Origin of the sequence: Dechloromonas denitrificans, assembly GCF_001551835.1 — a bacterium.
Taxonomy (GTDB): Bacteria; Pseudomonadota; Gammaproteobacteria; order Burkholderiales; family Rhodocyclaceae; genus Azonexus; species Azonexus denitrificans.
Genome location: NZ_LODL01000019.1, coordinates 388,858 through 413,694 on the forward strand (window position 1 = coordinate 388,858; position 24,837 = coordinate 413,694).

26 protein-coding genes are annotated in these 24,837 nt (G+C 64.4%); 18 read left to right on the forward strand and 8 right to left on the reverse strand.

Annotated features, from left to right (window positions below):
* Nucleotides 1-8: 8 nt before the first annotated feature.
* Nucleotides 9-965, forward strand: a complete 957-nt coding sequence (gene miaA / locus AT959_RS09665) for a tRNA (adenosine(37)-N6)-dimethylallyltransferase MiaA (protein ID WP_066882768.1) — start codon at nucleotides 9-11, stop codon at nucleotides 963-965.
* On the opposite strand, the gene AT959_RS09670 is transcribed toward miaA, so the two are convergent.
* From AT959_RS09670 to purM, 3 genes are all read right to left on the reverse strand, one after another.
* On the reverse strand, nucleotides 943-2,070 hold the full coding sequence (locus AT959_RS09670; protein WP_066882769.1) for a response regulator: 1,128 nt from the start codon (nucleotides 2,068-2,070) through the stop codon (nucleotides 943-945). The two genes, miaA and AT959_RS09670, sit on opposite strands and share 23 nt — an antisense overlap.
* Before the next feature lie 97 nt (nucleotides 2,071-2,167).
* Entirely contained in the window at nucleotides 2,168-2,722 is a 555-nt protein-coding gene (locus AT959_RS09675) for a septal ring lytic transglycosylase RlpA family protein (RefSeq protein ID WP_157651265.1), read from the reverse strand.
* 37 nt (nucleotides 2,723-2,759) lie between these two features.
* On the reverse strand, nucleotides 2,760-3,800 hold the full coding sequence (purM, locus tag AT959_RS09680) for a phosphoribosylformylglycinamidine cyclo-ligase (RefSeq protein WP_066882771.1): 1,041 nt from the start codon (nucleotides 3,798-3,800) through the stop codon (nucleotides 2,760-2,762).
* 136 nt (nucleotides 3,801-3,936) lie between these two features.
* Between purM and creB the strand changes: the two genes are divergently transcribed.
* The 3 genes from creB (at nucleotide 3,937) to AT959_RS09695 (ending at nucleotide 7,180) form a co-directional block, all read left to right on the forward strand.
* Nucleotides 3,937-4,629, forward strand: a complete 693-nt coding sequence (gene creB / locus AT959_RS09685) for a two-component system response regulator CreB (RefSeq protein ID WP_066882772.1) — start codon at nucleotides 3,937-3,939, stop codon at nucleotides 4,627-4,629.
* A 7-nt stretch (nucleotides 4,630-4,636) separates the two neighbouring features.
* Entirely contained in the window at nucleotides 4,637-6,064 is a 1,428-nt protein-coding gene (creC, locus tag AT959_RS09690; protein ID WP_066882773.1) for a two-component system sensor histidine kinase CreC, read from the forward strand.
* A gap of 168 nt (nucleotides 6,065-6,232) precedes the next feature.
* A complete protein-coding gene (locus AT959_RS09695; protein WP_066882774.1) occupies nucleotides 6,233-7,180 on the forward strand; it encodes a sensor domain-containing diguanylate cyclase in 948 nt (315 codons plus the stop codon).
* Nucleotides 7,181-7,199: 19 nt separating this feature from the next.
* Here the strand turns inward: AT959_RS09695 and AT959_RS09700 are convergent, their stop codons facing one another.
* Together AT959_RS09700 and AT959_RS09705 are read right to left on the reverse strand one after the other, a co-directional pair.
* Nucleotides 7,200-7,808 (reverse strand): acyl carrier protein phosphodiesterase, encoded by a 609-nt coding sequence (locus AT959_RS09700; RefSeq protein WP_066882775.1) that lies wholly within the window; start codon nucleotides 7,806-7,808, stop codon nucleotides 7,200-7,202.
* A 254-nt stretch (nucleotides 7,809-8,062) separates the two neighbouring features.
* Nucleotides 8,063-8,554, reverse strand: coding sequence for a flavodoxin family protein (locus tag AT959_RS09705; RefSeq protein ID WP_066882776.1), 492 nt, complete (start codon nucleotides 8,552-8,554; stop codon nucleotides 8,063-8,065).
* A gap of 148 nt (nucleotides 8,555-8,702) precedes the next feature.
* Between AT959_RS09705 and tyrS the strand changes: the two genes are divergently transcribed.
* Complete coding sequence (gene tyrS, locus AT959_RS09710) at nucleotides 8,703-9,977, forward strand: tyrosine--tRNA ligase (RefSeq protein ID WP_066882777.1); 1,275 nt, start codon at nucleotides 8,703-8,705, stop codon at nucleotides 9,975-9,977.
* A gap of 59 nt (nucleotides 9,978-10,036) precedes the next feature.
* Here tyrS and AT959_RS09715 read toward each other — a convergent pair whose 3' ends face one another.
* Nucleotides 10,037-10,885 (reverse strand): putative RNA methyltransferase, encoded by an 849-nt coding sequence (locus AT959_RS09715; protein ID WP_066882778.1) that lies wholly within the window; start codon nucleotides 10,883-10,885, stop codon nucleotides 10,037-10,039.
* 268 nt (nucleotides 10,886-11,153) lie between these two features.
* On the opposite strand from AT959_RS09715, the gene AT959_RS09720 reads away from it, so the two are divergent.
* Nucleotides 11,154-11,366, forward strand: a complete 213-nt coding sequence (locus AT959_RS09720) for a hypothetical protein (RefSeq protein WP_157651266.1) — start codon at nucleotides 11,154-11,156, stop codon at nucleotides 11,364-11,366.
* 74 nt (nucleotides 11,367-11,440) lie between these two features.
* Here the strand turns inward: AT959_RS09720 and hflX are convergent, their stop codons facing one another.
* The gene (gene hflX, locus AT959_RS09725; protein WP_066882780.1) at nucleotides 11,441-12,754 is read right to left on the reverse strand and encodes a GTPase HflX; all 1,314 of its coding nucleotides are present in this window, start codon (nucleotides 12,752-12,754) and stop codon (nucleotides 11,441-11,443) included.
* A gap of 203 nt (nucleotides 12,755-12,957) precedes the next feature.
* Between hflX and creD the strand changes: the two genes are divergently transcribed.
* The 12 genes from creD (at nucleotide 12,958) to AT959_RS09795 (ending at nucleotide 23,480) form a co-directional block, all read left to right on the forward strand.
* Nucleotides 12,958-14,298, forward strand: a complete 1,341-nt coding sequence (gene creD / locus AT959_RS09730) for a cell envelope integrity protein CreD (protein ID WP_066882781.1) — start codon at nucleotides 12,958-12,960, stop codon at nucleotides 14,296-14,298.
* Complete coding sequence (locus AT959_RS20500) at nucleotides 14,295-15,677, forward strand: glycoside hydrolase family 3 N-terminal domain-containing protein (protein ID WP_083518319.1); 1,383 nt, start codon at nucleotides 14,295-14,297, stop codon at nucleotides 15,675-15,677. Before creD ends, AT959_RS20500 begins: the two co-directional genes overlap by 4 nt.
* Entirely contained in the window at nucleotides 15,625-16,275 is a 651-nt protein-coding gene (gene hda, locus AT959_RS09750; RefSeq protein ID WP_240481801.1) for a DnaA regulatory inactivator Hda, read from the forward strand. The genes AT959_RS20500 and hda overlap by 53 nt, the downstream gene beginning before the upstream one ends.
* Nucleotides 16,275-16,943, forward strand: a complete 669-nt coding sequence (locus AT959_RS09755; protein WP_066882786.1) for a histidinol-phosphatase — start codon at nucleotides 16,275-16,277, stop codon at nucleotides 16,941-16,943. The genes hda and AT959_RS09755 overlap by 1 nt, the downstream gene beginning before the upstream one ends.
* 2 nt (nucleotides 16,944-16,945) lie before the next feature.
* Complete coding sequence (locus AT959_RS09760; RefSeq protein WP_066882787.1) at nucleotides 16,946-18,469, forward strand: mechanosensitive ion channel family protein; 1,524 nt, start codon at nucleotides 16,946-16,948, stop codon at nucleotides 18,467-18,469.
* 91 nt (nucleotides 18,470-18,560) lie between these two features.
* Entirely contained in the window at nucleotides 18,561-19,901 is a 1,341-nt protein-coding gene (gene pcnB / locus AT959_RS09765) for a polynucleotide adenylyltransferase PcnB (protein ID WP_066882788.1), read from the forward strand.
* Complete coding sequence (folK, locus tag AT959_RS09770; RefSeq protein ID WP_066882789.1) at nucleotides 19,898-20,374, forward strand: 2-amino-4-hydroxy-6-hydroxymethyldihydropteridine diphosphokinase; 477 nt, start codon at nucleotides 19,898-19,900, stop codon at nucleotides 20,372-20,374. The genes pcnB and folK overlap by 4 nt, the downstream gene beginning before the upstream one ends.
* On the forward strand, nucleotides 20,371-20,733 hold the full coding sequence (locus tag AT959_RS09775; protein ID WP_205629879.1) for a DMT family protein: 363 nt from the start codon (nucleotides 20,371-20,373) through the stop codon (nucleotides 20,731-20,733). Before folK ends, AT959_RS09775 begins: the two co-directional genes overlap by 4 nt.
* A complete protein-coding gene (panB, locus tag AT959_RS09780; protein WP_066882790.1) occupies nucleotides 20,734-21,552 on the forward strand; it encodes a 3-methyl-2-oxobutanoate hydroxymethyltransferase in 819 nt (272 codons plus the stop codon). It begins immediately after the preceding gene.
* Nucleotides 21,553-21,571: 19 nt separating this feature from the next.
* The gene (gene panC / locus AT959_RS09785) at nucleotides 21,572-22,396 is read left to right on the forward strand and encodes a pantoate--beta-alanine ligase (protein WP_066882791.1); all 825 of its coding nucleotides are present in this window, start codon (nucleotides 21,572-21,574) and stop codon (nucleotides 22,394-22,396) included.
* 102 nt (nucleotides 22,397-22,498) lie between these two features.
* Nucleotides 22,499-22,870, forward strand: a complete 372-nt coding sequence (panD, locus tag AT959_RS09790; RefSeq protein WP_246181550.1) for an aspartate 1-decarboxylase — start codon at nucleotides 22,499-22,501, stop codon at nucleotides 22,868-22,870.
* A 100-nt stretch (nucleotides 22,871-22,970) separates the two neighbouring features.
* On the forward strand, nucleotides 22,971-23,480 hold the full coding sequence (locus AT959_RS09795) for a hypothetical protein (RefSeq protein WP_066882793.1): 510 nt from the start codon (nucleotides 22,971-22,973) through the stop codon (nucleotides 23,478-23,480).
* Nucleotides 23,481-23,525: 45 nt separating this feature from the next.
* Here the strand turns inward: AT959_RS09795 and AT959_RS09800 are convergent, their stop codons facing one another.
* A complete protein-coding gene (locus AT959_RS09800) occupies nucleotides 23,526-24,818 on the reverse strand; it encodes an NYN domain-containing protein (RefSeq protein ID WP_066882794.1) in 1,293 nt (430 codons plus the stop codon).
* Between the last annotated feature and the right edge of the window lie 19 nt (nucleotides 24,819-24,837).

The following is a 24,837-nucleotide window of genomic DNA, read 5'->3' on the forward strand; positions in this document are numbered from 1 at the left end:
TCGCCGCCATGAATTCGCCCCGCCTGCCTCCCGCCATCCTGATCATGGGTCCGACCGCGTCGGGCAAGACCGCCGTCGCCATGGCCCTGGCTGACCGCTTTCCGGTCGAACTGATCAGCGTCGATTCGGCCCAGGTCTTCCGCGACATGGACGTCGGCACCGCCAAGCCGGACCGCGCCACGCTGGCCCGCTACCCGCACCGCCTGATCGACCTCATCTCGCCGGAAGAAAGCTACTCGGCCGCCCGCTTCCGCAGCGATGCGCTGGCCGCGATGGCCGAGATCACCGCCGCCGGCAAGGTACCCCTGCTGGTCGGCGGCACCATGTTGTATTTCCGCGCCCTGCTGCACGGGCTGGCCGACCTGCCGCAGGCTGATGCCCAACTGCGCGCCGAAATCGATGCCGAAGCGGCGGCCGAAGGCTGGCCGGCGATGCACGCCAAATTGGCCGTTTTGGACCCGTCCACCGCAGCAAGGCTGCATGCGACCGATAGCCAGCGCATCCAGCGGGCGCTGGAAATCTGCCGGCTGAGCGGCCGGCCGATGTCCGAACTGCTGGCCGCCAGCGCGCAACAGAAACCGCCCTACGATTTGCTGCAAATCGGCCTGCTGCCTTCCGATCGCGCCGTGCTGCACCAGCGCATCGCCCGCCGTTTCGACGAAATGCTGCTCGCCGGCCTCGACGAAGAAGTCCGCGCCCTGCGCCAGAAATACCGGCTCGACCTGGGTTTGCCGTCGATGCGCTGCGTCGGCTACCGCCAGACCTGGGAAGCGCAGGATGGCCTGCTGCCGCGCCAGGAGCTGCGCGACCGCGGCATTTTCGCGACGCGCCAACTGGCCAAGCGGCAGATCACCTGGCTGACCAACTCTTTCGAAGCCGAGAATTTCGACTGCCTTGACCCTGCGCTGACCGACCAGATCAGCGCCCGGGTCGCCGCTTTCCTCAGTTCCGCAGCAAATCCTTGAGGTCTTCGGCCAGCGATTCGAGCTGGCCGACAATGTTGAGCGCGGCATCCTGCGTGCCGACGACCCGTTGCATGAAATCGTTGGCCATGCCGCTCAACTGCTCTTCCTGGCTTTCGGTCAGGCCGAGATGGATGAAGGCCTTGGTCAGCACCTCCTGAAACTCGATCATCACCTGGGTCAGCTCGAAGCAGTTGCGCCGGTAATTGCCCTGCACGCCATCCAGCGTGCTGTACACGCGCGGCAGGGCGGCCTCGATGCCGGCCCGGCGCAGGCGCGCCAGCATATCGACCTCGATTGCCCGCAGGCGGGCATCCGCCCCCTCGGCCAGCAAGGCGCCGTTGTCCCGAATGCGGCCGCAGCGGTCGGCGTCCTCGACCGGCATGTTGTTCACCATCAGCGTCACATGGCCGTAATTGAAGACGCAGCGCGACTTGAACTGGAAGATGCGGTCGCTGTGGCTGACGTGGTTGAGCACCGAGACTTCGAGCGGCAGATCGCGCCCGTTCTTGCTCAGCGACAGCGTGCCGCCACCGATCCGCAACTGCACCGCGGCCTGCAGGTCGTACTGCTGCATCGCGTCGAGCATGGCCATCGCCAACTCGTCCGCCGTGTTGCAGGCGAAGGACTTGCTGAGGAACTGCAGGACGACGCCCAGTTCGCCCATGCTGACCATCGCCGACATCGCCGTCTTCTGGGCATAGCTGGCCTGCTCGGACAGGCTGCGCCGGCTCGACAACTGCAGCGCGGCAACGCGCAGCTTGCGCTGCAGTTCGGCGGGGTCGAACGGCTTCTGGATGAAATCGTAGGCCCCGGCGTCGTAACACAGCAGACGGGTTTCGATGTCGTCGGAAGCGGAAATGAAGAGCACCGGGATATCCTGGGTATCCCAGTCGTCCTTCAGCCGGCGGCACAGGTCGCAGCCATCGATGCCGGGCAGCGAGACATCGAGGATGAAGATATCCGGCTTCTGCTCGGCCAGCCGGGCCAGGCAGGTCTCGGCCGAAAAAAAGGTCTCGGCTGAAAATTCGCCGGCCAGCGCGGCGCTGATGACTTCGGTCAATATTGGATCGTCATCAACCACGAACACGTTCAAGCCTGGTTCCATCTTATATCTCCCTGTTCTTTTAATTGTGGGCCGAGTGCTGTGGCGATTCAAGCATTAACTGAATGGCATTGCGCCATGCCAGCCAGCTGGCCGGTTTCTAGCTGTCGCCGGGAAAACCGGGCAAACGTGGCGGTTGACCGCAGGCATCGCACAAAATCTCCGGTTCGAAGGCCGCATGACAGGCCAATTCCCCCTGCTCGCGCCAATCCGTCTTCAGTGGCGCGACGCGGACCAGGACGACGCCGGCACGGACCATGTCGAGGTACTCGGCGACGCTGCGCGAAACGTCGATGACCCGCCGCCGATGCTTGGTATGCATGCGGTCATTGACCTTGACGATGGCGCAGCGGTCGTTATCCAGCCGACGCACGGCGAGCATGCTGCCGAGCGGAAAATGATTGGTTGCCGCGGTGAACTGACGGACATCGAAACGTTCGCCAGTCGAGGTTTTGCGGCCCTGGAAACCGCTGCCGTAAAAACTCGCCGAGCCATGCAGGCCGGTGGTGTCGCTCTCGATAATTTCGGCCGCCCCGATTTCGACCCTCGGTGATGACGGCTTGCGCACCGGCCGCTTGGCCGACTTGCCGGCCACCGGTTTGGCCGCCGACTTCTTGCCCGCCGCCGCAAGCGACGGCGCGACATTCAACAACAACAGGCCGCATGCCAGAGCAGCGGCCTGTCGCAGCCGTTTAGACCACAACGGTCTGCGCTTCGTCACCCTGGCGGGCGCGGATCTGGCCGATGCGATAAACCGCTTCGCCCTGGGCCTTCAGCTCGGCCATCGCGGCATCGGCATCGGCCGCGGCAACGACGATGACGAGGCCGATACCGCAGTTGAAGACGCGGTGCATTTCGTTTTCGGCGACATTGCCTTCGGCCTGCATCCAGTCGAACAGCTTGGGACGCGGCCAGGCGGCCTTCTGCAGTTCGGCGACGGTGTTTTCCGGCAGCACGCGCGGCACGTTTTCGAGCAGGCCGCCGCCGGTGATGTGGGCCATGCCCTTGACCGTGACCTTTTCGAGCAGCGCCAGCACCTGCTTGACGTAGATCCGGGTCGGCGCCATGACGACGTCGGCCAGCGTGCGCTCGCCGTCAAATTTTGCATTCATGTCCGGGTTGGAGCGTTCGATGATCTTGCGGACCAGCGAGTAGCCATTCGAGTGGGCACCGGAGGAAGCCAGGCCGAGCACGACATCGCCGGCGGCGATCGACTTGCCGTCGATGGCCTTCGATTTTTCAACGACGCCGACCGCAAAACCGGCCAGATCGTATTCGCCGTCCGGGTACATGCCCGGCATTTCGGCGGTTTCGCCGCCGATCAGCGCGCAGCCGGCCAGTTCGCAGCCCTTGGCGATACCGCCGACGACGGAAGCCGCGGTATCGACATCGAGCTTGCCGCAGGCGAAATAGTCGAGGAAGAACAACGATTCAGCGCCGAGCACCAGGATGTCATTGACGCTCATCGCGACCAGATCCTGGCCGACGGTGTCGTGGCGGTTCAGTTCGAAGGCCAGACGCAGCTTGGTGCCGACGCCGTCGGTACCGGACACCAGCACCGGCTCCTTGTAACGCTTCGGCACTTCGAACAGTGCGCCGAAGCCGCCGATGCCACCGAGCACGCCTTCGCGCAGGGTCTTCTTGGCCAGGGGCTTGATACGGTCGACGAGGGCATCACCCGCATCGATATCGACGCCGGCATCACGGTAGGAGAGGGAAATATTCTGGGTCATGGTCCGGTAAGCTCGCCGTGAAGGGCGAATATCCGCTGTAAAAAAAGAGGATTTTACCCGAAAGCGACAAGCTCCCCTAACCCGGCCGCGCGTCGGGGGATTCCGGCCACCGTTAATGGCAACGGGATGAATTATCATGGCGGCCATGAAAATCCTGATCGTCGATGACGAACCCGCCATCTCCGACACGCTGGCCTATGCGTTGCGCAGCGACGGCTTCACGACGGAAAGCTGCACGCTCGGCGCCGAGGCGCTGGCGCTACTCGGCCGCGGCGACCACGATCTGGTCGTCCTCGATGTCGGCCTGCCCGATATCAGCGGTTTCGACGTCTGCCGCAGTCTGCGCCGGCAATCCGATATCCCGGTCCTGTTCCTGACCGCCCGTTCCGACGAGGTCGACCGCATCGTCGGCCTCGAACTCGGCGGCGACGATTACGTCGCCAAGCCGTTCAGCCCGCGCGAGGTGGTTTCCCGCATCCGCGCCATCCTGCGCCGCCTGCGCCCCGAGCCGCGCCTGGCCGCGCCGGCGCCCGCCCCGGCCGGCCGCTTCGCGGTCGACGCCGACGGCCAGCGCATCGCCTATCACGGCCACTGGCTCGGCCTGACCCGCTACGAGTACCTGCTGCTGGCGCTGCTGCTCGACCGCCCGGGGCGCATCCTGAGCCGGACGCAGATCATGGAAAACGTCTGGCAGGACGGCGGCGAAAGCCTGGAACGCACTGTCGACACCCACATCAAGACCCTGCGCGGCAAGCTGCGCGCGCTGCACCCGGACGAGGACGTCATCCTGACCCATCGCGGCCTCGGCTACAGCGTCGTCGCCGGGTAGTGCTGCGGTGAACATCTCCGTCCGCCTCTTTTTCGGCTACTTCCTGGTCGTCGGCCTCGCCGCCTGGTTCGTCCTCAACACCTTCACCAAGGAAACCGAACCCGGCATCCGCCAGGCCACCGAGGAAACCCTGGTCGACACCGCCCACGTGCTGGCCGAAATGGCGGCACTTGAACTGTCGGCCGGGCACATCGGCCAGGGCAGCTTCGCCGCCTCGATCCGCGCCGCCAGCCGGCGCAGCCCGCAAGCGGTGATCTCCGGCGTGCATAAGGAAACCGTCGATTTCCGCGTCTATATCACCAACCCCAAAGGCATCGTCGTCTATGACTCGGAGGCAAGCGCGCTCGGCGCCGATTTCTCCGGCTGGCGCGACATCGCCCGCGTGCTGCGCGGCGAGTACGGCGCGCGCAGCACGCGCGACGACCCGGACGATCCCTATTCCTCGGTGATGTACGTCGCCGCGCCGATCTTCTGGCAGGGCGAGCTGATCGGCGTGCTGTCGCTGGCCAAGCCGATGTCCTCGGTCGCCCCCTACGTCGAGCGCGCCGCCCAGCGCGTCAAGCAGGCCGGCCTGCTGTTGCTCGCCGCCACCGCCGCCATCGGCCTCTTTTTCTCCGGCTGGCTGAGCTGGTCGATCAACCGCCTGCGCGCCTACGCCCGCGCCGTCGCCGAAGGCGGCAAGGCCGAACCGCCGACCAGCGGCGGCCGCCAGCTGTCCGAACTGGCCCGCGCCCTGGCCCAGATGCGCGAAAAGCTGGAAGGCAAGCAATACGTCGAGAAATACGTGCAAAACCTGGCGCACGAGATGAAAAGCCCGCTCACCGCCGTCATCGGCGCCGCCGAAATCCTCGAAGGCGACCCGCCGGCCGCCGATCGCCGCCGCTTCGCCGACAGCATCAGCGAACAGGCCCGCCGCCTGCAGGCGATCATCGAGCGCATGCTGATGCTGGCCCGCGTCGAGCAATTGCAGTCGCCGGAAGGCATTGCTGCGGTCGACCTGGAAAAAACGCTAAAAACCGCCATCGCCCTACGCCGGCAACCACTCGACGCTCGCCAGCTGACCTGCCAACTGAGCGCCGATGCCGCACCCAGCATCCGCGGCGACGCCTTCCTGCTGCAACAGGCCATCCTCAACCTGCTCGACAACGCCATCGAATTCGCCCCGGCCGGCAGCCGCCTCGAAATCGGCCTGGCCAGCACTGAAGGCATTGCCGAAATCACCGTCCGCGACTACGGCCAAGGCGCCCCCGACTACGCGCTGCCGCAATTGTTCGACCGTTTCTACTCCCTGCCCCGCCCGGCCACCGGCCGCAAAAGCACCGGCCTCGGCCTGGCGCTGGTCCGCGAAGTGGCAAGGCTGCATGGCGGCGAAGCGGGGTTCGAGAATCATCCGGCCGGCGGCGGGCGGGCCTGGATTCGCCTGCCGCTGGCCTGAGACCAAACAACAGGGTCGAGCGCGGCCATAAATCATCGGCCGCCTCTTGCCGCATCCCGGGGTGGCAATGCCATACTACGGCTCACCCAACAGGCAGGCCGTTGCGGCCTGACTCAAATACAAAAATTCGGGAGCGGCACCACGCCCCCAATCAAGGAAGCGAGCGACATGTCTGACGTCAGCGATCTCAGCAGTGACAGTGCTGTGTATAAAACCCTTCTTGAATCGACCAAAGCCATTCCGTGGAAGATCGACTGGCAAACCATGACATTTGCCTACATTGGGCCACAGATCGAGCCCCTGCTCGGCTGGAGCCAGGAGAGCTGGTACTCAGCGAACGACTGGGCGATGCGCATCCATCCAGAAGATCGCGACCATGTAGTCAATTTCTGCATTGCCCAGTCGAAGGCCGGGGTCGACCACGAAGCTGACTACCGGGCGCTGACCAAGGAAAACGGTTATGTCTGGATCCGCGATGTCGTTCACGTCGTCCGCAATGACCAGGGCGAAGTCGAATCGCTGATCGGCTTCATGTTCGACATCAGCGAGCGCAAGAAGACCGAAGAAAAATTGCTCATCCTGCAAAAGGAACTGGAAGCACTGTCCTTCAAGGACGGACTGACCGGCATTGCCAACCGCCGGCAGCTGGATGCCAGCCTGGACAGGGAATGGGAAAGTGCGCGCAGCAGTCGGTCGCCGCTATCGCTGCTCCTGTTCGATGTCGATTTCTTCAAGCAGTTCAACGACCTGTATGGTCATGTCCAGGGCGATAAATGCCTGACCGACATTGCGCAAACCCTGAACCTGGCGGCAGTGGGCCCGCGCGATATCGTGGCACGCTTCGGTGGCGAGGAATTTGTCATTTTGTTGCCGGAAACCGATGCCCTCGGTGCGCAGAGGGTCGCCAAACGCTGCCAGCGCCTGATCGAAAAACAGGCAATCGCTCATGCCCAATCGCCGCACGGTCAACTGGTCACCGCCAGCATCGGTATCGGCACCGTCGTGCCCGGCCAGCACATGAGCACCACCGACTTCATCCAGGCAGTCGATCGACAATTGTATGCGGCCAAGCAAAACGGCAGGAATCGGATCGAAATGGTGCAGATAGGCACATAAAGCGCAGGCCAATCTGTACTCAGTGCGGACCTGCGCTGGCGGCGCCACTGCCAGCTTGCCACTGATCGACAAACACCCTGGCATCAGCCAGCAAGTATTCAAAATCTGCCGCGAATCCAGCAGCGTCGGCCAGAAACTCCGCCTCTCCGCCAAGCAGAGGATTCGGCCGCCGGGCGCGCTGCGCCATTCGGCTTAGCACGTCGGCCATGCCGTCCAATTCGGCATAGCTCTGCAACCAATCCTCTTGCGCCATCAAGCGCATCGCGAAACCCGCAGACTCGGGCAGATCGTCTAGGCGAGCCTCAATCTGACGATAGACCGACTGGCAATACGATGGAAGCACTGCCGGGTGAAAGCGCGCCCAATCGCGGGCCAGAACATGATCGTAAAAGATGTCCACCAACACGCCCGCATAGCGCCGCCGTGCTGGCGAGATTCGCGAGCGGCTACGACAAAAAGCAGGATGGGTTTCGACAAAACCGTCGATGGCCCGGTGCAAGGCGACCCCTTGCGCCAAATCCGCTGGCAGGTCGCCGGGCAGCAGCCCTTTGATCCAGTCACCGACCACGCCACCAACCATCAAGGCGGGTGTTTTTTCGGCGAGAACGGCATGGGCCAGGAAATTCATCGGAACACTTTAACAAGAATTTTTGAGGTCCCCCTCAAAACGAATGGCCGATGGGAAGTCCGGTTGCTGATCGGATAGACCCAACGGCCATTTTCGCCGGCCCAACTTGATCTTGGCTTCTGCCAAGGGTTGAGGACTTCCTCTCCAGAAACCGGGCATCCTGAACTGAGATCCAAGCATCAGAGCAATTTGGCTCGATTTCTCTGGGGGGCACTTTCAGTATAGGTCGTGATTCGGGAAAAGTTAGGGGCGTACTAAAAGACGCCCATTGCCAGACCCGCCGCCAGCGCAGCACCAAGCTCGGCGCAACGGGCCAGTTCATCGGGTGGAATTTTCTTGGGGGCCAGGATGGCCTCCGGCGTCTGGGCATGGGTGCACACGATCAAAGGCTCGGCGACCGCCTTCAGCCGCCAACCAGTGGCGATGCGCTCGATCTGGCGGGCGGCATTGGCGCCATCGCTGCCGGCACAGATCAGCGTCGCATAGGGGCGGCCGTTGATCCGGTCGAGGGCAGCGTAATAGCTGCGGTCGAAAAAATCCTTGAGCAGCCCGGACATGGCGCCGAGGTTCTCCGGCGTGGCGAACAGATAGCCATCAGCGGCGATCACATCGTCGCCCCCGGCGGCGGCGGCATGCAGCAGACGGGGAACGACCTCCGGCTCGGTCGCCGCGCCGGAGGCCGCCGCCTTGGCCATTTGCAATGCACCGCCGGTCAGCGAGTGATAGACGATAAGCAGGGTTTTCATCGGGTCAATGTCGTGTTTCGTATCTTGCTGAGTCAGACAGCAATGCCTGCCTTTAGGTCCGGGCGCCGTCGGCCTCTGCTAAAATCGCGGGTCCGATTTTTTGGCGCCGGTTTTTGACTCAAGGCGCCCGCCCTGTGGAGAAAACGCAATGTACCAGTCCCCCCTGCTTCAGGACCTGCATGACCGTGGCCTGATCGCCCAGCTGACCGATGCCGGAACGCTCGACGAGCTGCTGGGCAAAGGGTCGGTGACGCTGTATTGCGGCTTCGATCCGACGGCGGACAGCCTGCACCTCGGCCACCTGGTCCCGGTGCTGATCCTGAAGCGCTTCCAGGAAGCCGGCCACAAGCCGATCGCCCTGGTCGGCGGCGCCACCGGCATGATCGGCGACCCGAGCTTCAAGGCCACCGAGCGCAAGCTCAACACGCCGGACGTCATCGCCAGCTGGGTCGGCAAGATTCGCGGCCAGGTCGAACCCTTCCTGAAGTTCGAAGGCGCCAACCCGGCCATCATGGCCAACAACTACGACTGGTTCAGCGGCATGAACTGCCTGGAATTCATGCGCGACATCGGCAAGCACTTCTCGGTCAATGCCATGATCAAGAAGGAATCGGTGCAGCAGCGCCTGGTGCGCGAGGACCAGGGCATCTCCTACACCGAGTTCTCGTACAGCCTGCTGCAGGGTTACGACTTCGCCGAGTTGTACAAGCGCCACGGCTGCGTGCTGCAGATCGGCGGCTCCGACCAGTGGGGCAACATCGTCGCCGGCACCGACCTGACCCGCCGCCTGCACCATCACCAGGTCTACGGCATGACCGTGCCGCTGATCACCAAGGCCGATGGCACCAAGTTCGGCAAGACCGAATCCGGCGCCATCTGGCTCGACCCGAAGAAGACTTCGCCCTACGCCTTCTACCAGTTCTGGCTGAACACGGCCGATGCCGACATTTACAAATTCCTCAAATTCTTCACCTTTTTGCCGGTCGACCGCATCAACGAGATCGAAGCCGCCGACAAGGCCAGCGGCAGCAAGCCGGAAGCCCAGCGCATCCTGGCCGAGGAAGCGACCCGCCTGGTGCACGGCGAGGTCGCGCTGATGGCCGCCCGCCGCATCAGCGCCAGCCTGTTCTCCGGTGAACTGGCCGATTTGACCGAAAACGACCTCGAACAACTGGCCCAGGACGGCATGCCCGGCGTTCAACTCGACAAAGCCAACGGCAGCCTGATCGACGCGCTGGTCGCGGCCAATCTGGCCAAGTCGAAGTCGGAAGCCCGCACCTTCATCCAGGGCGGCAGCGTTGCCGTCAATGGCCACAAGGTCGATGCGCTGGAACACGTCATCAGCGGCGAAGAACTGCTCTACGGCCGCTTCACCATCCTGCGCCGCGGCAAGAAGAACTACGGTCTGATCAGCTGGCAATAAAGCCGGCCAATCAAAGCCAAAAGGCGCCGACCAGTCCGCTGGTCGGCGCCTTTTTTACGTCAATCCGCCGCGTTCCGCACAAAGCACGTCAGGCGGACATCCACCGTCACCGACAGCGCCGTCAGCGCTGCCGCCCTGGCCCGCCCTTCGGCGCTGGCCCGGTAGAGATGCGGCGTCATCGCCAGCAGGTCGGCGATCTGCTCCTGGCCGCTGAGGTCTAGCGGGAAGCGGACGCTTTCGCTGTCCAGGCTGGTAAAGCCGGCCGGCGTCTGCTGGTCGGCGGGGCGCTCCGGCTTCAGCACCGGGTAGATTATTTCGCGCAATTCACGCAGGTGATCCGGCCCGGCATCGACCTGCAACAAGCGGCCACCGGCCTTGAGAACGCGGGCAAACTCGCCATAGACCGGAAAGCCGAACATGCACAACAGCCGATCGAGCGTCCCCGGCAGCACCGGCAGATTGGCATTGCTGCCGACCACCCAGTTCGGCCGCTTGTCCTGCTTGGCGGCCGAGAGTACCGCCCATTTCGAGATATCCAGGCCGAGCATGGCCAGGCTCTGGCCGTCCGCTGTCGTCGCCGCTGCCAACTGGCGCATGTAGTAGCCCTCGCCGCAACCGGCATCGAGGCAACTGGCGGCGGCCGGCAGGTCGGCCAGCACGGCCCGGCTGACCGCCGCGGCAATCGGCTGGTAGTTGCCGGCATTGAGGAAGCGCCGGCGGGCGGCGACCATCTCCTTGCTGTCCCCCGGGTCGAGCGAGCGTTTTTTCTGCACCGGCAGCAGGTGGGTGTAGCCCTGCGCGGCAATGTCGAAACTGTGCCCGGCGGCGCAACGCCAGCTCGTGCCCTGGCAATACAACGGAGCGCCATCGAGCGGGCAGGCCAGCGCCTGGAAGGGAGTGATGCTCATCGGACGACTTTCCCCGACGCGTTGTCCCGGCCAATCTGCTTCATAAAAATTGTCCAACTCCATGCGCTAAAGTGAGTAGATGGTATCGAGAAATCGATAAAATCTTTCGGTCACTTTCAAGATTTCCGTCTGACCGCAGGCAAACCAAATCTGACACAGATCATTCGATTTAATCGAACGATGCATTATGTTTTTACTCGTTAATATTTTCACCATCCTGAACTAGGATGACTCACTCGATGACCACCGGAGATTCAAGCGAATGAAGATGACGACAGCTATTGAGCGCGGCACCGAATACCTTTGCATCAAGCTGGGCGAGGTTGTAACGGCGATCCAACAAGTCGCCGTGGTCAAAGGCCTCGCCATGTGGGAAGTTGAACGGACATTGGGTGGCGGAACGAGAAAGCGCCTGATCGTGCCGGCCCGCTCGCTGCTGCCGCTCGGCGGCCCGGGGACGGGCGGCCTGCAAGGCGCCTAGGCGCCAACCGGCAAAATACGGGCATTTCCGGCGGTCGACCGCCGGAAATGCCCTTTTTTTCGCCTCGCCGAAACCTAGCCGGGCTGCGCCTGGGCAAACTGCCCGCGCAAACCCTCGATCGCCTCGGCTTCACCCCGCAGGCGGAAGAAGGCGCCGTCTTCGTCGGCCCGTTCCTCCAGCACCTGGCAACTGGCGTAGATGTCCTTGCGCAACTGCTGGGCCGACCAGGGCAGGAAAAGTTCGGCTTCGACCAGCCCCTGCTGGAAGAAGGCAATGATGGTCAGGCGCAGCTTCGCCACTTCGTCCGGACGGCGGGCGCTCATCACGACGCAATCCGGGTATTTGGCGCGCAGGGCGGCTTCGCACTCGGCCTGCGCCGCGGCGTCGCCGACATGGTCAATCTTGTTGAAGATGCGCAGACGCGGCACGGTGTCGGCGTCGATCTCGGCCAGCACCTTGTCGGTAACTTCCAGTTGGCGCTCGAAACCGGGGTCGCTGGCATCGATGACATGGAGCAGCAGGCCGGCATCGAGCGCTTCGTCGAGGGTCGATTTGAACGAAGCGACCAGGCCGTGCGGCAGGTTCTTGATGAAGCCGACGGTGTCGCTGACCAGCACGCGCGGCACGCTTTCCGGGTGCAGCGTGCGCACCGTGGTGTCGAGCGTCGCGAACAGCTTGTTGGCGACCAGCACTTCGCTGCCGGTCAGGGCGCGCATCAGCGTCGATTTGCCGGCATTGGTGTAGCCGACCAGGGCGACGCTGGCCAGGCCCTGGCGTTCCTGGCGGCGGGCGCGCTGGGTCTTGCGCTCGGCTTCCATGGCGACGATTTCCAGTTGCAGTTCGGCGATCCGGTCGCGGATCTTGCGGCGATCCAGTTCGGTGTGCGATTCGCCGGCGCCGCGGCCGCCGACGCCACTGCGTTGCCGGCCCTGCGGTCCGGCCAGCTTGGCGGCTTCGCGCAGGCGCGGCGCCATGTAGCCGAGGCGGGCGATTTCGACCTGCGCCTTGGCAGCGCGCGAGCGGGCGTTGTTGTGGAAGATTTCGAGGATGACCATGGTGCGGTCCATGACGCCGCAGCCGGTTTCCTTTTCCAGATTGCGAGCCTGCGACGGCGAGATTTCGTGATCGACCAGCACGGCCTCGATCTCGCATTCGGCTTCGTGGTTTACGAAGTGTTCGATTTCCTGGCGCTTGCCGATCCCGAGATAACCCGTCGTATCGAAACTGCCCCGCTTCTGGATGAAGGTGCGGACCACCGTGTAACCGAGCGTCTTGGCCAGTTCGCGCAGTTCGGCCAGCGAGGCCTCGAATTCAATGTCGCTGACCTGGGGCAGCTGGACGGACGCCACCACGGCGTAGACGGGCTTCTCTTTGACTTCTGTTTGCATTCCTGAATTGCTTCTTTCTATGGGCAAAGACAGATAGTACCTGTCAAAGCGCGGTGTACCGGCATCCGGTGACCGCCCGCCACCCTCGCCCGGCCAGCCGAAAACCCGGCTTCACGCCCGCTTCACACGGCTTCACGCCGGCTTCGACAGGCGTTCACACAGCAGGCCGAGACTGGGCTCACTTTCAAACAAGGGAGCCTGAAATGGACAAGAAACTGCTCTTCAAGATTGCCGCGATCTGCTTCATGTCGCTGTTGCTGCTCGTCCCGCTCGGTCTGATCGAAGGCCAGATCCGCGAGCGCAGCCAGCGCCAGAACGAGGTGCAGGCGAGCATCGCCAACAGCGCGGCCGGCGAGCAGACGCTGGTCGGGCCGGTGATCGCCGTGCATTACCGGGAACAGGTCGAAGTGCCGATTCCGGAAGGCGAAGCCGGCGCGGCCGGAAAAAGCCGTTTGCAGGTGGTCGACCGCAGCCTTCTGCTGCCGCCGGAAAGCCTCAACATGAGCGGCGAAACGGTGGTCGAGACGCGCAACCGGGGGATCTACCAGGCCCGGCTGTTCCGCCTCGGCCTGGCGAGCAGCGGCCATTTCGTCATCAAGCCGCTGAGCGAGGCGCGCAGCGGCGGCCGCATCCTCGCAGCCAGCGCCCAGTTGCTGCTCGGCATTGCCGACCCGCGCGGCGTCAATAACGACCCCGAGGTGCTGATCAACGGCAAGACCTACCGCTTTGCCTCACCGGGCAGCAAAGGCAAGGGCGAGCCGGAATCCGCCGTGCGCCGGCTGAGCATCGAACTCGGCCCGCTCGACATCCAGCGCGAAAACCGTTTCGATTTCAGCTTTCCGCTGCAGTTGACCGGCACCGCCCGGCTGGCCATCGCGCCGACCGGCGAGGCCAACCACATCGAGCTGAAATCGGCCTGGCCGCACCCGAACTTCGGCGGCCGCTTCCTGCCCGGCAGCCGCACGGTGAACAAGGATGGCTTCGGCGCCCGCTGGGAAATTTCGCACTTGGCGCGCAACTTCGAGGCGACGCTGAATCCGGCGCGCGGCGAGTATCTGAGCATCGACTTCGTCGATCCGGTCAATGTCTATCTACAGTCGGAACGGGCGGTCAAATACGGCGTACTGTTCATTGCGCTGACCTTTGCCGGCTTTTTCCTGACCGAGATCCTGCGCCGTTCGCCGATCCACCCGATGCAATACCTGCTGGTCGGCCTGGCGTTGGCCATCTTCTTCCTGTTGCTCATTGCCTTCTCGGAACACCTGCCCTTCTACGCCGCCTACGGCCTGTCGGCGGTCGCCTGCATCGGACTGATCGCCACCTATCTGGCCGGCGCGCTCGGTGGCATGCGCCAGGGTCTCGCCTTCGGTGGCGGGCTGACCGGCCTCTACGGCGTGCTCTACGGCGTTCTGCTCTCCGAGGACAACGCCCTGCTGATGGGCAGCGTGCTGCTCTTCCTCGCCCTCGGCGCCACCATGCTCGCCACCCGCCGCCTCAACTGGTATCGCCTCGGCGCCCAACTCGCTGGCGAGGGTGAGGCATGAACACGGCCCCGCGCCTGCGCCGACTGGGCCTGCTGCTGGTGCCGGTACTGCTGCTGACGCTCGCCTGGCACCTGAAACATCCGCTGCTGTATGGCCTGCGCCATGTCGAAACGCCACTACTGCTCGGCCTCGCCATCGGCGGCCTGCTCTGGCGCCGGTGCTGGCCGGGGCGCCTGCCGGTCGTCCTGTTGCTGGCGGTGCTCGTCGTGACGCTGGGCCGCGAAGGCGAATACCAGTACCAGCGGGCCGCCGTGCTGGCCGGCGGCCCGCCGATGCAGGCGGTGGGCCGGCATTTCATCGTCGGCTACAGCGACTTCGCCGAAGTCCGCCAACTGGCGGCGAACGGCCTGATCGGCGGCATCTACCTGACCCGGCGCAACCTGCGCGGCCGGACGCTGGCCGAAGTGGCGGCCGAGATCGCCGAACTGCAGGCCGTCCGCCAACGGGCCGAACTGCCGCCGCTGATCGTCGCCGGCGACCAGGAAGGCGGCCCGGTCTCGCACCTGTCGCCATTGCTCGAAGCCCTGCCGCCGCTGGCCAGCCTGGTCGGCGCCGGCGACCCCGCCGCTTGCGCCCGCCGCTACGGCCGACGGCAGGGGCAAGGCCTGGCGGCGCTCGGCGTCAATCTCAATTTCGGCCCGGTCGTCGACCTGCGACCGGCCGGCGCCGACCAAGCGCACGACCGCCTGACCCGGCTAGCGGCCCGCGCCATCGCCGCCGACCCGGCCACGGTCGGCACGGTCGCCGCCGGCTATGTCGAAGGCTTGGGCGAACGCGGCATCCGCGCCACGCTGAAGCACTTCCCCGGCCTCGGCCGGGTCGAACAGGACACCCATCTGCGCGCCGCTCGCCTCGACCAAACGCCGGCCGAACTGGCCGGCGACTGGCAGCCGTTCCGGCAACTGGCCGGCCAGCCCGGGGCGGCGATGATGCTCGGCCACGTCAAGCTGGCCGCCATCGACCCGCAGCGCGCCGCCTCGCATTCGGCCGCAGTGGTCGACGGCCTGCTACGCGGCGCCTGGGATTACGAAGGCGTGCTGATTACCGACGATCTGAACATGGGCGCCGTCTACGACATCGGCCTCGGCCGGGTGGCGGCCGAGGCGCTGGCCGCTGGCGTCGATCTGGTGCTGGTTTCCTACGATCCGCGCCAGGTTTACCGGGCCATTTACGGCGCGGCACAGGCGTTCGCCGACGGCCGCATTGTCGCCTCCCGTTTGCGCCACAGCGAGCAGCGGCTGGCCGACTTCATCCCGGCCGGCGAAAGCGGGGCCGAGGCCGGCAGCAATGCTAAAATCGCGGCCCCTGTTTCGTTCCGATGTCCCGATGCGCCAGCTGATTCTCGACTTGCTGCCCGAAAGCCCCCCGACGCTGGATAACTTCGTCCCCGGCGGCAATGCGGAAACCGTCACCGCGCTGACCGAATGGCTGGCCGGCGGCCTCGGCGACACCTCGTTCTGCCTCTACGGCGAATCGGGCTGCGGCCGCTCCCACCTGTTGCAGGCCAGCAACTTCGGCTACGTCGATGCGGCGACCAACCGCTCGCTGAAGGGCGTCGGCGAAATTGCCGAACTGGCGGTGGACAATGTCGAGGCGCTCGACGCCGACGGCCAGATCGCACTGTTCAACCATTTCAACCGGCTGAAAATGGCCGGTGGACGCCTGTTGACCGCAGCACCGCAGCCGCCGGCCCACCTCGCGCTGCGCGAAGACCTGCGGACCCGCCTCGGCTCCGGCCTGATCTACCGGCTGCAGCCGCTGACCGATGGCGAAAAGGCCGAAGCGGTCGCCGCCCAGGCCCGCGAACGCGCCCTCAAGCTGACGCCGGAAGCGATCAACTACCTGCTGCGCCACGCCGCGCGCGACATGCGCACGCTGTCGATGCTGGTCGTCGCCCTCGACCAATACACCCTCGAACAAAAACGCCCGGTCACGCTGCCCCTGCTGCGCGAACTGCTCAACCTGGAAAATTCGTGATGAATCTCGCCCTCTTCGACCTCGATAACACCCTGCTCAGCGGCGACTCCGACTTCGAGTGGGCGCAATTCCTGATCTCCAAGGGCGTCGTCGACCGCGAAATCCAGGAAGCCAAAAACATCGAGTTCTACGAGCACTACAAGGCCGGCACGCTCGACATCTACGAATTCCTCAATTTCCAGTTGTCACCACTGACCCGCCACAGTCGCGCCGAACTCGATGCCTGGCACCGCGAATACATGGCCCGGCACATCCGGCCGATCATCGGTGCTCCCGCCCGCGCACTGGTCAAACAGCACCTCGACAACGGCGACCTGTGCGCCATCGTCACCGCCACCAACAGCTTCGTCACCGGCCCGATTGCCCGCGAACTGGGCATTCCGCACCTGATCGGCACGATTCCGGCGGTCGACCTCGCCAACGGGGCATTTTCCGGCGCCCCGCGCGGCACGCCGTCCTTCCAGGCCGGCAAGATCGAGCGCGTCGAAGCCTGGCTCGAATCGCTCGGCCTGTGGTGGGACAGCTTTGACGACAGCTTCTTCTACAGCGACTCGCACAACGACCTGCCGCTGATGCGTAAGGTCAAGACGCCGGTCGCCGTCGATCCCGACGACAAACTGCACCAGTACGGCACCGAACAAGGCTGGAAGGTGATCAGCCTGCGCTGACCATGCTGAGCATCCCCTACCTGAGCGCCGAAGCGCCCTACGCGACGATCGCCATCGTCGTCGCGCTGCTCTTCATCCTGCGCCCACTGAAGGCGATGCGCCGCTCGCTGATCAACACCAGCGTCTTTTTCTCGGCCTGCCTGCTCGGCGACCTGCTCGCCGGCCTCATGCTCTCCGAGCACCGGCTCTCGGCCGTCGCCCACCTGCTGCGCCAGATGAGCATCTTCGGCGAAGGCCTGGCGGTGATCCGCTTCATCGGCCTGGCCTGGTTCAATGTCGCCCTGCCCCGCGTCCATCTCCGGATTTCCGGCATCCTGGCCGACATCCTGGTCATCATCGGCTATATCGGCTGGGCCTTTTTCCGCCTCAACCAGTCCGGCGTCGAGCTGACCCACCTGTTCGCCACCTCGGCCATCCTCACCGCCGTCCTCGCCATTTCGATGCAGGACACGCTGGGCAACCTGCTCGGCGGCCTCGCGCTGCAGATGGACAATTCACTGGAAATCGGCGACTGGATCAAGATCGACGACCTCTCCGGCCAGGTCACCGACATTCAATGGCGGTACACGGCGATCGTCACCCGCAACGGCGAAAAGGCCATCGTCCCCAACAGCCAGTTGATGAAGGGCCGCTACTACGTGCTGTGCGACAAGAACGCCGAGTATCCGGCCTGGCGCCGCAGCATCGAATTCAACATCGACCTCGCCGTGCCGCCCGGCCGCCTGATCCGCCTGATCGAATCCGACCTCGCCGCCGCCACCATCCCGCATGTCGCCCAGACACCGCCGCCCAATTGCGTGCTGATGAGCTTCGGGCCGGGCTACGCCCATTACGTGCTGCGCTACTGGCTGCTGGACGCAAAACTCGACGACCCGACCGATTCCGAGGTCCGCAGCCATGTGCTGGCCACTTTGCAGCGCAGCGGCATCCGCCTCGCCACCGACGACCACATCATCCACCTGGTCAAGGAAGGCACGGCGCACCGGGAAACGGTCCAGAACCGCGAACTCAAGCGGCGCCTGCAGGCAATCGCCAGCATCGAACTGTTCGCCCGCCTGTCAGACAGCGAAAAACAGCATCTCGCCGAACACCTGATCAATGCGCCCTTTGCCCGCGGCGACATCCTGACCCGCCAAGGTGCCATTGCCCACTGGCTTTACATCATCGTCGATGGCGAAGTCGAAGCCTGGTGGCAACCGCCCGAGGGGCCCCGCCGCCTGCTCGAAAAGCGCGGCCCGGGCAGCGTTTTCGGCGAAATCGGCCTGATGACCGGGGCGCCGCGTCGGGCTACCGTCGTCGCGACGAGCGACGTCGAAGCCTACCGCCTCGACAAGGACGGCTTCCAGGAAATCATTCGCCAGCGCCCGGAACTCGCCGACAGCCTGTCGGCCACCCTGGCCAGCCGCCTGCGACGCTTCGACGACCTGGAACGGGGTTATCAAGCAGGGCGCGACGAGCAAGCCCGGCAGACGCAGGGCAGCGCCGCGATCGGCAAAAAAATCCGCGAATTCTTTGGCCTGGACTGAGTGAAAAGCCTGGTAACCCATGAAGAATCATCGATTTGCAGTAAAATCGGTTTTTTTCTGCAGCGCCCTGGCGCTCACTGAACGGTAATTCGTGATCCGCAAATTCATTTCCCGCGTTTTAGGCGGCAAAAAACCCAGGGCCGGCCATCATGAGCCGGCCGTCATCCCCGTCTCCACCCACGGCATCACCCGCGACCGCATCAGCTCGGGCAGCCGGCGTACCTGCGAAACCCTGCAACAGCACGGCCACAAGGCCTACGTCGTCGGCGGCGCCGTGCGCGACCTGCTGATCGGCGCCGAGCCGAAGGATTTCGACATCGCCACCGACGCGACGCCGGAAGAGGTCCGCCGCTATTTCCGCCGCGCCCGCATCATCGGCCGCCGCTTCCAGATCGTGCACGTCATGATGGGCCAGGAAACGCTGGAAGTGACCACCTTCCGCGGCACGCTGGACGAAAAGACGAAGACCGACGAACACGGCCGCGTGCTGCACGACAACGTTTTCGGCAGCCACGCCGAAGATGCCGCCCGCCGCGACTTCACCGCCAACGCACTGTACTACGACCCGGCCACCGAAGCGGTCATCGACTACCACCACGGCGTCGGCGATCTCAAGCAGAAAACCCTGCGCATGATCGGCGAACCGCGCACCCGCTACCGTGAAGACCCGGTGCGCATGCTGCGCGCCGTCCGCCTCGCCGCCAAGCTCGGCCTGTTCATCGACCCGGAAGCCAAGAAGCCGATCCGCGAAATGGCCAGCCTGCTCGAAAACGTGCCGGCCGCCCGCCTGTTCGACGAAATGCTCAAGCTGCTGACCTCCGGGCATTCGGTCAAATGCATCACCCAGTTGCGCGACGAAGGCCTGCACCACGGCCTGTTGCCGCTGCTCGACGTCATCCTCGAACAGCCGATGGGCGAGAAGTTCGTCATGCTGTCGCTGGCCAATACCGATGACCGCGTCCGCCAGGGCAAGGGCATTTCCCCCGGCTTCCTGTTCGCGACGCTGCTCTGGCACGAAGTGCTGGTCCATTGGGAAAAGCTCAAGGCCAAGGGCGAAGCGAAAATTCCGGCGCTCTACCAGGCGATGGACACGGTGATCGACGTGCAGGGCGAAAAGCTCGCCATCACCCGGCGCATCGCCGGCGACATCAAGGACATCTGGGCCCTGCAGCCGCGCTTCGAACAACGCGCCGGCAAGCGCCCCTACGGCCTGCTCGAACAGCCGCGCTTCCGTGCCGGTTACGATTTCCTGCTGCTGCGCGCCGAATCCGGCGAAATCGACATCGAAGTCGCCGACTGGTGGACGCGTTTCCAGAATGTCGATGGCGAGGAACGGGCCGAGATGCTGCTACCGGAACAGGCCGCCGACAAGAAGAAACGCCGGCGCCGCAAGAAGCCGGCCGCCGCCGGCAGCGCCAGCCCGAGCGAATGAACACCGCCTACATCGCGCTCGGGGCCAATCTCGGCGACCCGGCCGCCACCGTGCGCGCCGCCTTTGCCGCACTGGCCAACCTGCCGCACAGCCGCCTCGTCGGCAGCTCCTCGCTATACCGGACGGCGCCGGTCGGCCTCACCGAGCAGCCCGAATTCATCAACGCCGCCGCCGCGCTGGAAACGACGCTGGCCCCGGAAGCGCTGCTTGATGCGCTGTTTGACATCGAGGCCCGCTTCGGGCGCCAGCGCGCCGAGCGCAACGGCCCGCGCACGCTGGACCTCGACCTGCTGCTCTACGCCAACCTCGAACTCGACCTGCCGCGCCTGACCCTGCCCCACCCGCGCCTGCACCTGCGCGCCTTCGTGCTGCAGCCGCTGGCCGAAATCGCGCCCGACCTGCGCCTGCCGCGGCGCGGCTCCATCGCCGCCTGGCTACCGGCCGTCGCCAACCAGGGCATCATCCGGCTATGAATGTCCTCGGTTTCAACATCCCGGTGCTCTGGCAGACCGTGGTGCTGCTGGCGCTATCGAACGTCTTCATGACTTTCGCCTGGTATGCGCACCTGAAGAACCTCAACGAGAAGCCGTGGTGGATCGCCGCCCTCTTTTCCTGGGGCGTCGCGCTCTTTGAGTACCTGATCCAGGTGCCGGCCAATCGCATCGGCCACACCGAAATGAGCCTCGGCCAGTTGAAGATCCTGCAGGAAGTGATCACGCTGGCCGTCTTCGTTCCCTTCGTCGTCTTTTACATGGACCAGCCACTGAAGCTTGACTACCTGTGGGCTGCCCTGTGTATCCTAGGCGCCGTCTATTTTGTTTTCAGGACTTGAATGTCTGCCCAAACCATCACCCGCCGCCTGACCCAGGCCGATCTCGCCAAGCTTTACGCCTCTGGTGAAAAGGTCTCGATGTTCACCTGCTACGACGCCAGCTTCGCCCGTCTGCTCGACGGCGCCGGTGTCGAAACGCTGCTGATCGGCGACTCGCTGGGCAACGTCATCCAGGGCCACGACACGACGCTGCCGGTCACCGTCGCCGACATCGCTTACCACACCGCCGCCGTCAAGCGCGGCAGCGACCATGCCTTCATCCTCGCCGACATGCCGTTCGGCAGCTACCAGGAATCGCCGGAACAGGCTTTCCGCAACGCCGTGACGCTGATGGCGGCCGGCGCCCAGATGGTCAAGCTCGAAGGCGGTGCGGAAATGGCGGCCACCGTCGAATTCCTGACCCAGCGCGGCATCCCAGTCTGCGGTCACCTCGGCCTGACGCCGCAGTCGGTGCATGCGCTGGGCGGCTACAAGGTGCAAGGCAAGGGCGAAGCCGCCGCCCAGCGCCTGCGCGACGATGCACTGCTGCTGCAGCAGGCCGGCGCGACGATGCTCGTCCTCGAAGCGATTCCCGCGGCGCTGGCGGCCGAAGTCACGGCCAGCCTGAACATCATCACCATCGGCATCGGTGCCGGCAAGGACTGCTCCGGCCAGGTCCTGGTCCTGCACGACGCCTTCGACATTCCACCGGGCAAGAAGGCCAAGTTCGTCCGCAACTTCATGGACGGCGCCAGCAGCCTGCACGATGCAGCCATCCGCGCCGTCGCCGCCATCAAGGACGGCAGCTACCCGGCCCCCGAACATACCTACGCCGGCTAATTCTCCAGCGAGTCTTTCCATGCAAATCCATTCCAGCATCGCCGACCTGCGGACGGCGCTCAAGGGGCGCGGCCGCGTCGTTTTCGTCCCGACCATGGGCAACCTCCACGCCGGCCACATCAGCCTGATGGAACAGGCCCGTGCCCACGGCGACACCGTCGTCGCCTCGATTTTCGTCAATCGCCTGCAATTCGGCCCGAATGAGGATTTCGACAAGTATCCGCGCACCTTCCAGGCCGACTGCGACAAGCTGGCGACGGCCGGCGTCGATGTACTGTTCGCGCCGACCGAAGCCGATCTCTACCCGGAACCGCAGGAATACGTCGTCGAACCGCCAGCCATCCAGCATGTGCTCGACGGCGAATTCCGCCCCGGCCATTTCCGTGGCGTCGCCACCGTCGTCCTCAAGCTGTTCAACATCGTCCAACCGCAGGCCGCGCTGTTCGGCAAGAAGGATTACCAGCAGCTAATGGTCATCCGCAACATGGCGCGCCAGTTGGCCCTGCCGATCGACATCATCGGCGGCGAAACGGTGCGCGCTGCCGACGGCCTCGCTCTCTCCTCGCGCAACGGCTACCTGAGCGAAGCCGAGCGGGCCGAGGCGCCGCGCCTGTACCGCGAACTGAACCGGATTCGCGAGGCGATCCGGGCCGGCGAAGCCGACACCGTCAAGCTGGAAAATGCCGCGATCGAAGCGTTGACCGCAGCCGGCTGGCAGACCGACTATGTTGCAGTGCGGCAACAGCTCGACCTGTCTATGCCGAAAGGCGTAAACGCCCCGCTGGTCGCGCTTGCCGCTTCCCGCCTCGGCAACACGCGGCTCATTGATAACATTGAGATTTAAGCGAAGCGCATGATCCATAATTACGCGCGTTGACAGTAAGGTATTTGTCGCTACAATGCGCTTCCCCCAACCGTCTGGATGAGTGAAACCATGCAGAGAACAATGCTGAAATCCAAACTGCACCGCGTGACCGCAACCCACGCCGACCTGCACTACGAGGGTTCCTGCGCCATTGATGAAGATCTGCTCGAAGCGGCCAACATCAAGGAATACGAACAGATCGACATCTGGAACGTAAATAACGGCGAACGTTTCACCACCTATGCCATTCGTGCCGAGCGTGGATCGGGCGTCATCTCCGTCAATGGTTCGGCCGCCCGCCGCGCCGCCCCGGGCGACATCCTGATCATTGCCACTTTTGCCGTTTATAACGAGATCGAACTGGCCAAATACGAGCCGGATCTGATCTACGTCGATTCGCAAAACCGCATCACCCGCCGCGGCCACAAGATCCCGACGCAAGCCGCCGCCTGATTCCGGCCGCACTACGTAGCACCCAAACCCGCCCGCTGGCGGGTTTTCTTTTTTCTGTACAATGCCTTGATAAATCTCACAAATATAACGGAGACAAACCATGGGCGTTGTATTCGCCAAAACCCCCAAAGGACACGACGAAATCACCAGCAAGGCCGGCGGGCTGACCCCGCGTGTCCGCCGGGTGCTGATTTTCGTAGACGGCAGGCGCAGCGTCGACGACCTGCGCGGCATGCTCCAATCCGATGACCTGCAGCACACGCTGGGCATGCTGGAAGAGGCAGGTTACATCGAGGTTAGCAGCGTCAGCGACGCCAACGGCCAAAGCCGCACACCGCAGTTGCCGCTACCGGCCATTACCGCCTTCAGCGAACTGCCGGCGAGCGCCGACCCGCTGCGCCTGCAGCAGGCGCGCAACTTCATGGTCAATACGCTGAACACCTTCGTCGGCTCGCTCGGCGCCAGTTCGCTGCTCGACCGTATCGACCAGGCGGAAGGCCATGCCGGCCTGCGCGCCCTCTACGACGAGTGGTATCACTCGATGGTCATGTCGCGCGAAGGCAAGCGCGAGGCGGAAGCCCTGCGCGGCAAGCTGCTGCAGGTACTGTGAACGACGGCCCGGTACGCACCGGACCGTGACCTTGGCAAACCCGGACTACTCGGCCGCCTTCGGCTTGCGGCTGCGCGGCGTCCGCGCCACCTTCTTCTTCGGCACTTCGGCGGTAGCAACGGGCACGGCCGCTTCGACCGCTGCCGCCGGTGCGCTGTCGACCACGGCCGGGGCGGCGCTCTCGGCTTCCTTGCGCGGCCGACGACCGCCACGCCGACGCGGCGCGGCCGGCACGGCCTCTTCCGTCGCGACCTCGGGAACGGCGGCAACCGGTGCCGCGACCACTTCCGGTGCAGGCGTCGGGGCCGGCACCTCGACCTGAACGGCCTGGGCTACCGACTCGGCAGCCGGTTTGTGCTCCGGCTCCTTCCTTGTCCGCCGGCCGCCACGGCGGCGCGACGAATTGTTGCCGGCCGGCGTTTCCGCGACGGGCGCTTCGTTTTTTGCCATTTCCGGCAGGTCGACCGCCGGACTCTCGACGCTCGGCTCGATTTCGACTGCTACGGCAACTTCGGCAACCACCGGGCGAACCTGGGCACGGGTGACGTAGGCGCCGGACTTTTCATCGCGGCCAAAGCCGAGCAGACCACGGCTCGCCGCTTCTTCGAGCAGGTTGCCGAAGCTGCGGAAGCCGTAATAGTTTTCGTTGAAGCCGGGATTACGCCGCTTGATGACTTCCTTGAGCACCGAGGCCCAGATCCGTTCGGTATCGCCGCGGTCGGCGAAGAGGTCGGCGAAGGTGGCGGTGGCCAGTTCGATGGCCTTGGTCTTGCGCGCCTCGAGCTTTTCGCGGCGGCCCTTTTCTTCTTCCGGCGTCCGGCGCGGTGCCGCCTCCCGGTTTTCGCGGCGCGAGGCCGGGCGATCGCGGACCAGATCGTCGTAATAGATGAATTCGTCGCAATTGGCGATCAGCAGATCCGAGCAGGATTGCTTGACGCCGACGCCGATCACCCGCTTGGCGTTTTCGCGCAGCTTGGAGACCAGCGGCGAGAAGTCGGAATCGCCGCTGATGATGACGAAGGTATCGACATGCGACTTGGTGTAGCAGAGGTCGAGCGCATCGACGACGAGGCGAATGTCGGCCGAATTCTTGCCGGACTGGCGGACGTGGGGAATTTCGATCAGTTCGAAATTGGCCTCGTGCATGGCCGACTTGAAGGCCTTGTAGCGATCCCAGTCGCAGTAGGCTTTCTTGACCACGATACTGCCCTTGGCGAGCAGCCGCTCAAGGACCGGCTTGATGTCGAATTTTTCGTACTGGGCATCGCGCACGCCGAGGGCGACGTTCTCGAAGTCACAGAAAAGCGCCATGCTGGCGGTATCGTTGGGTGCAGCCATGAAGTACCTTCAACTTTAG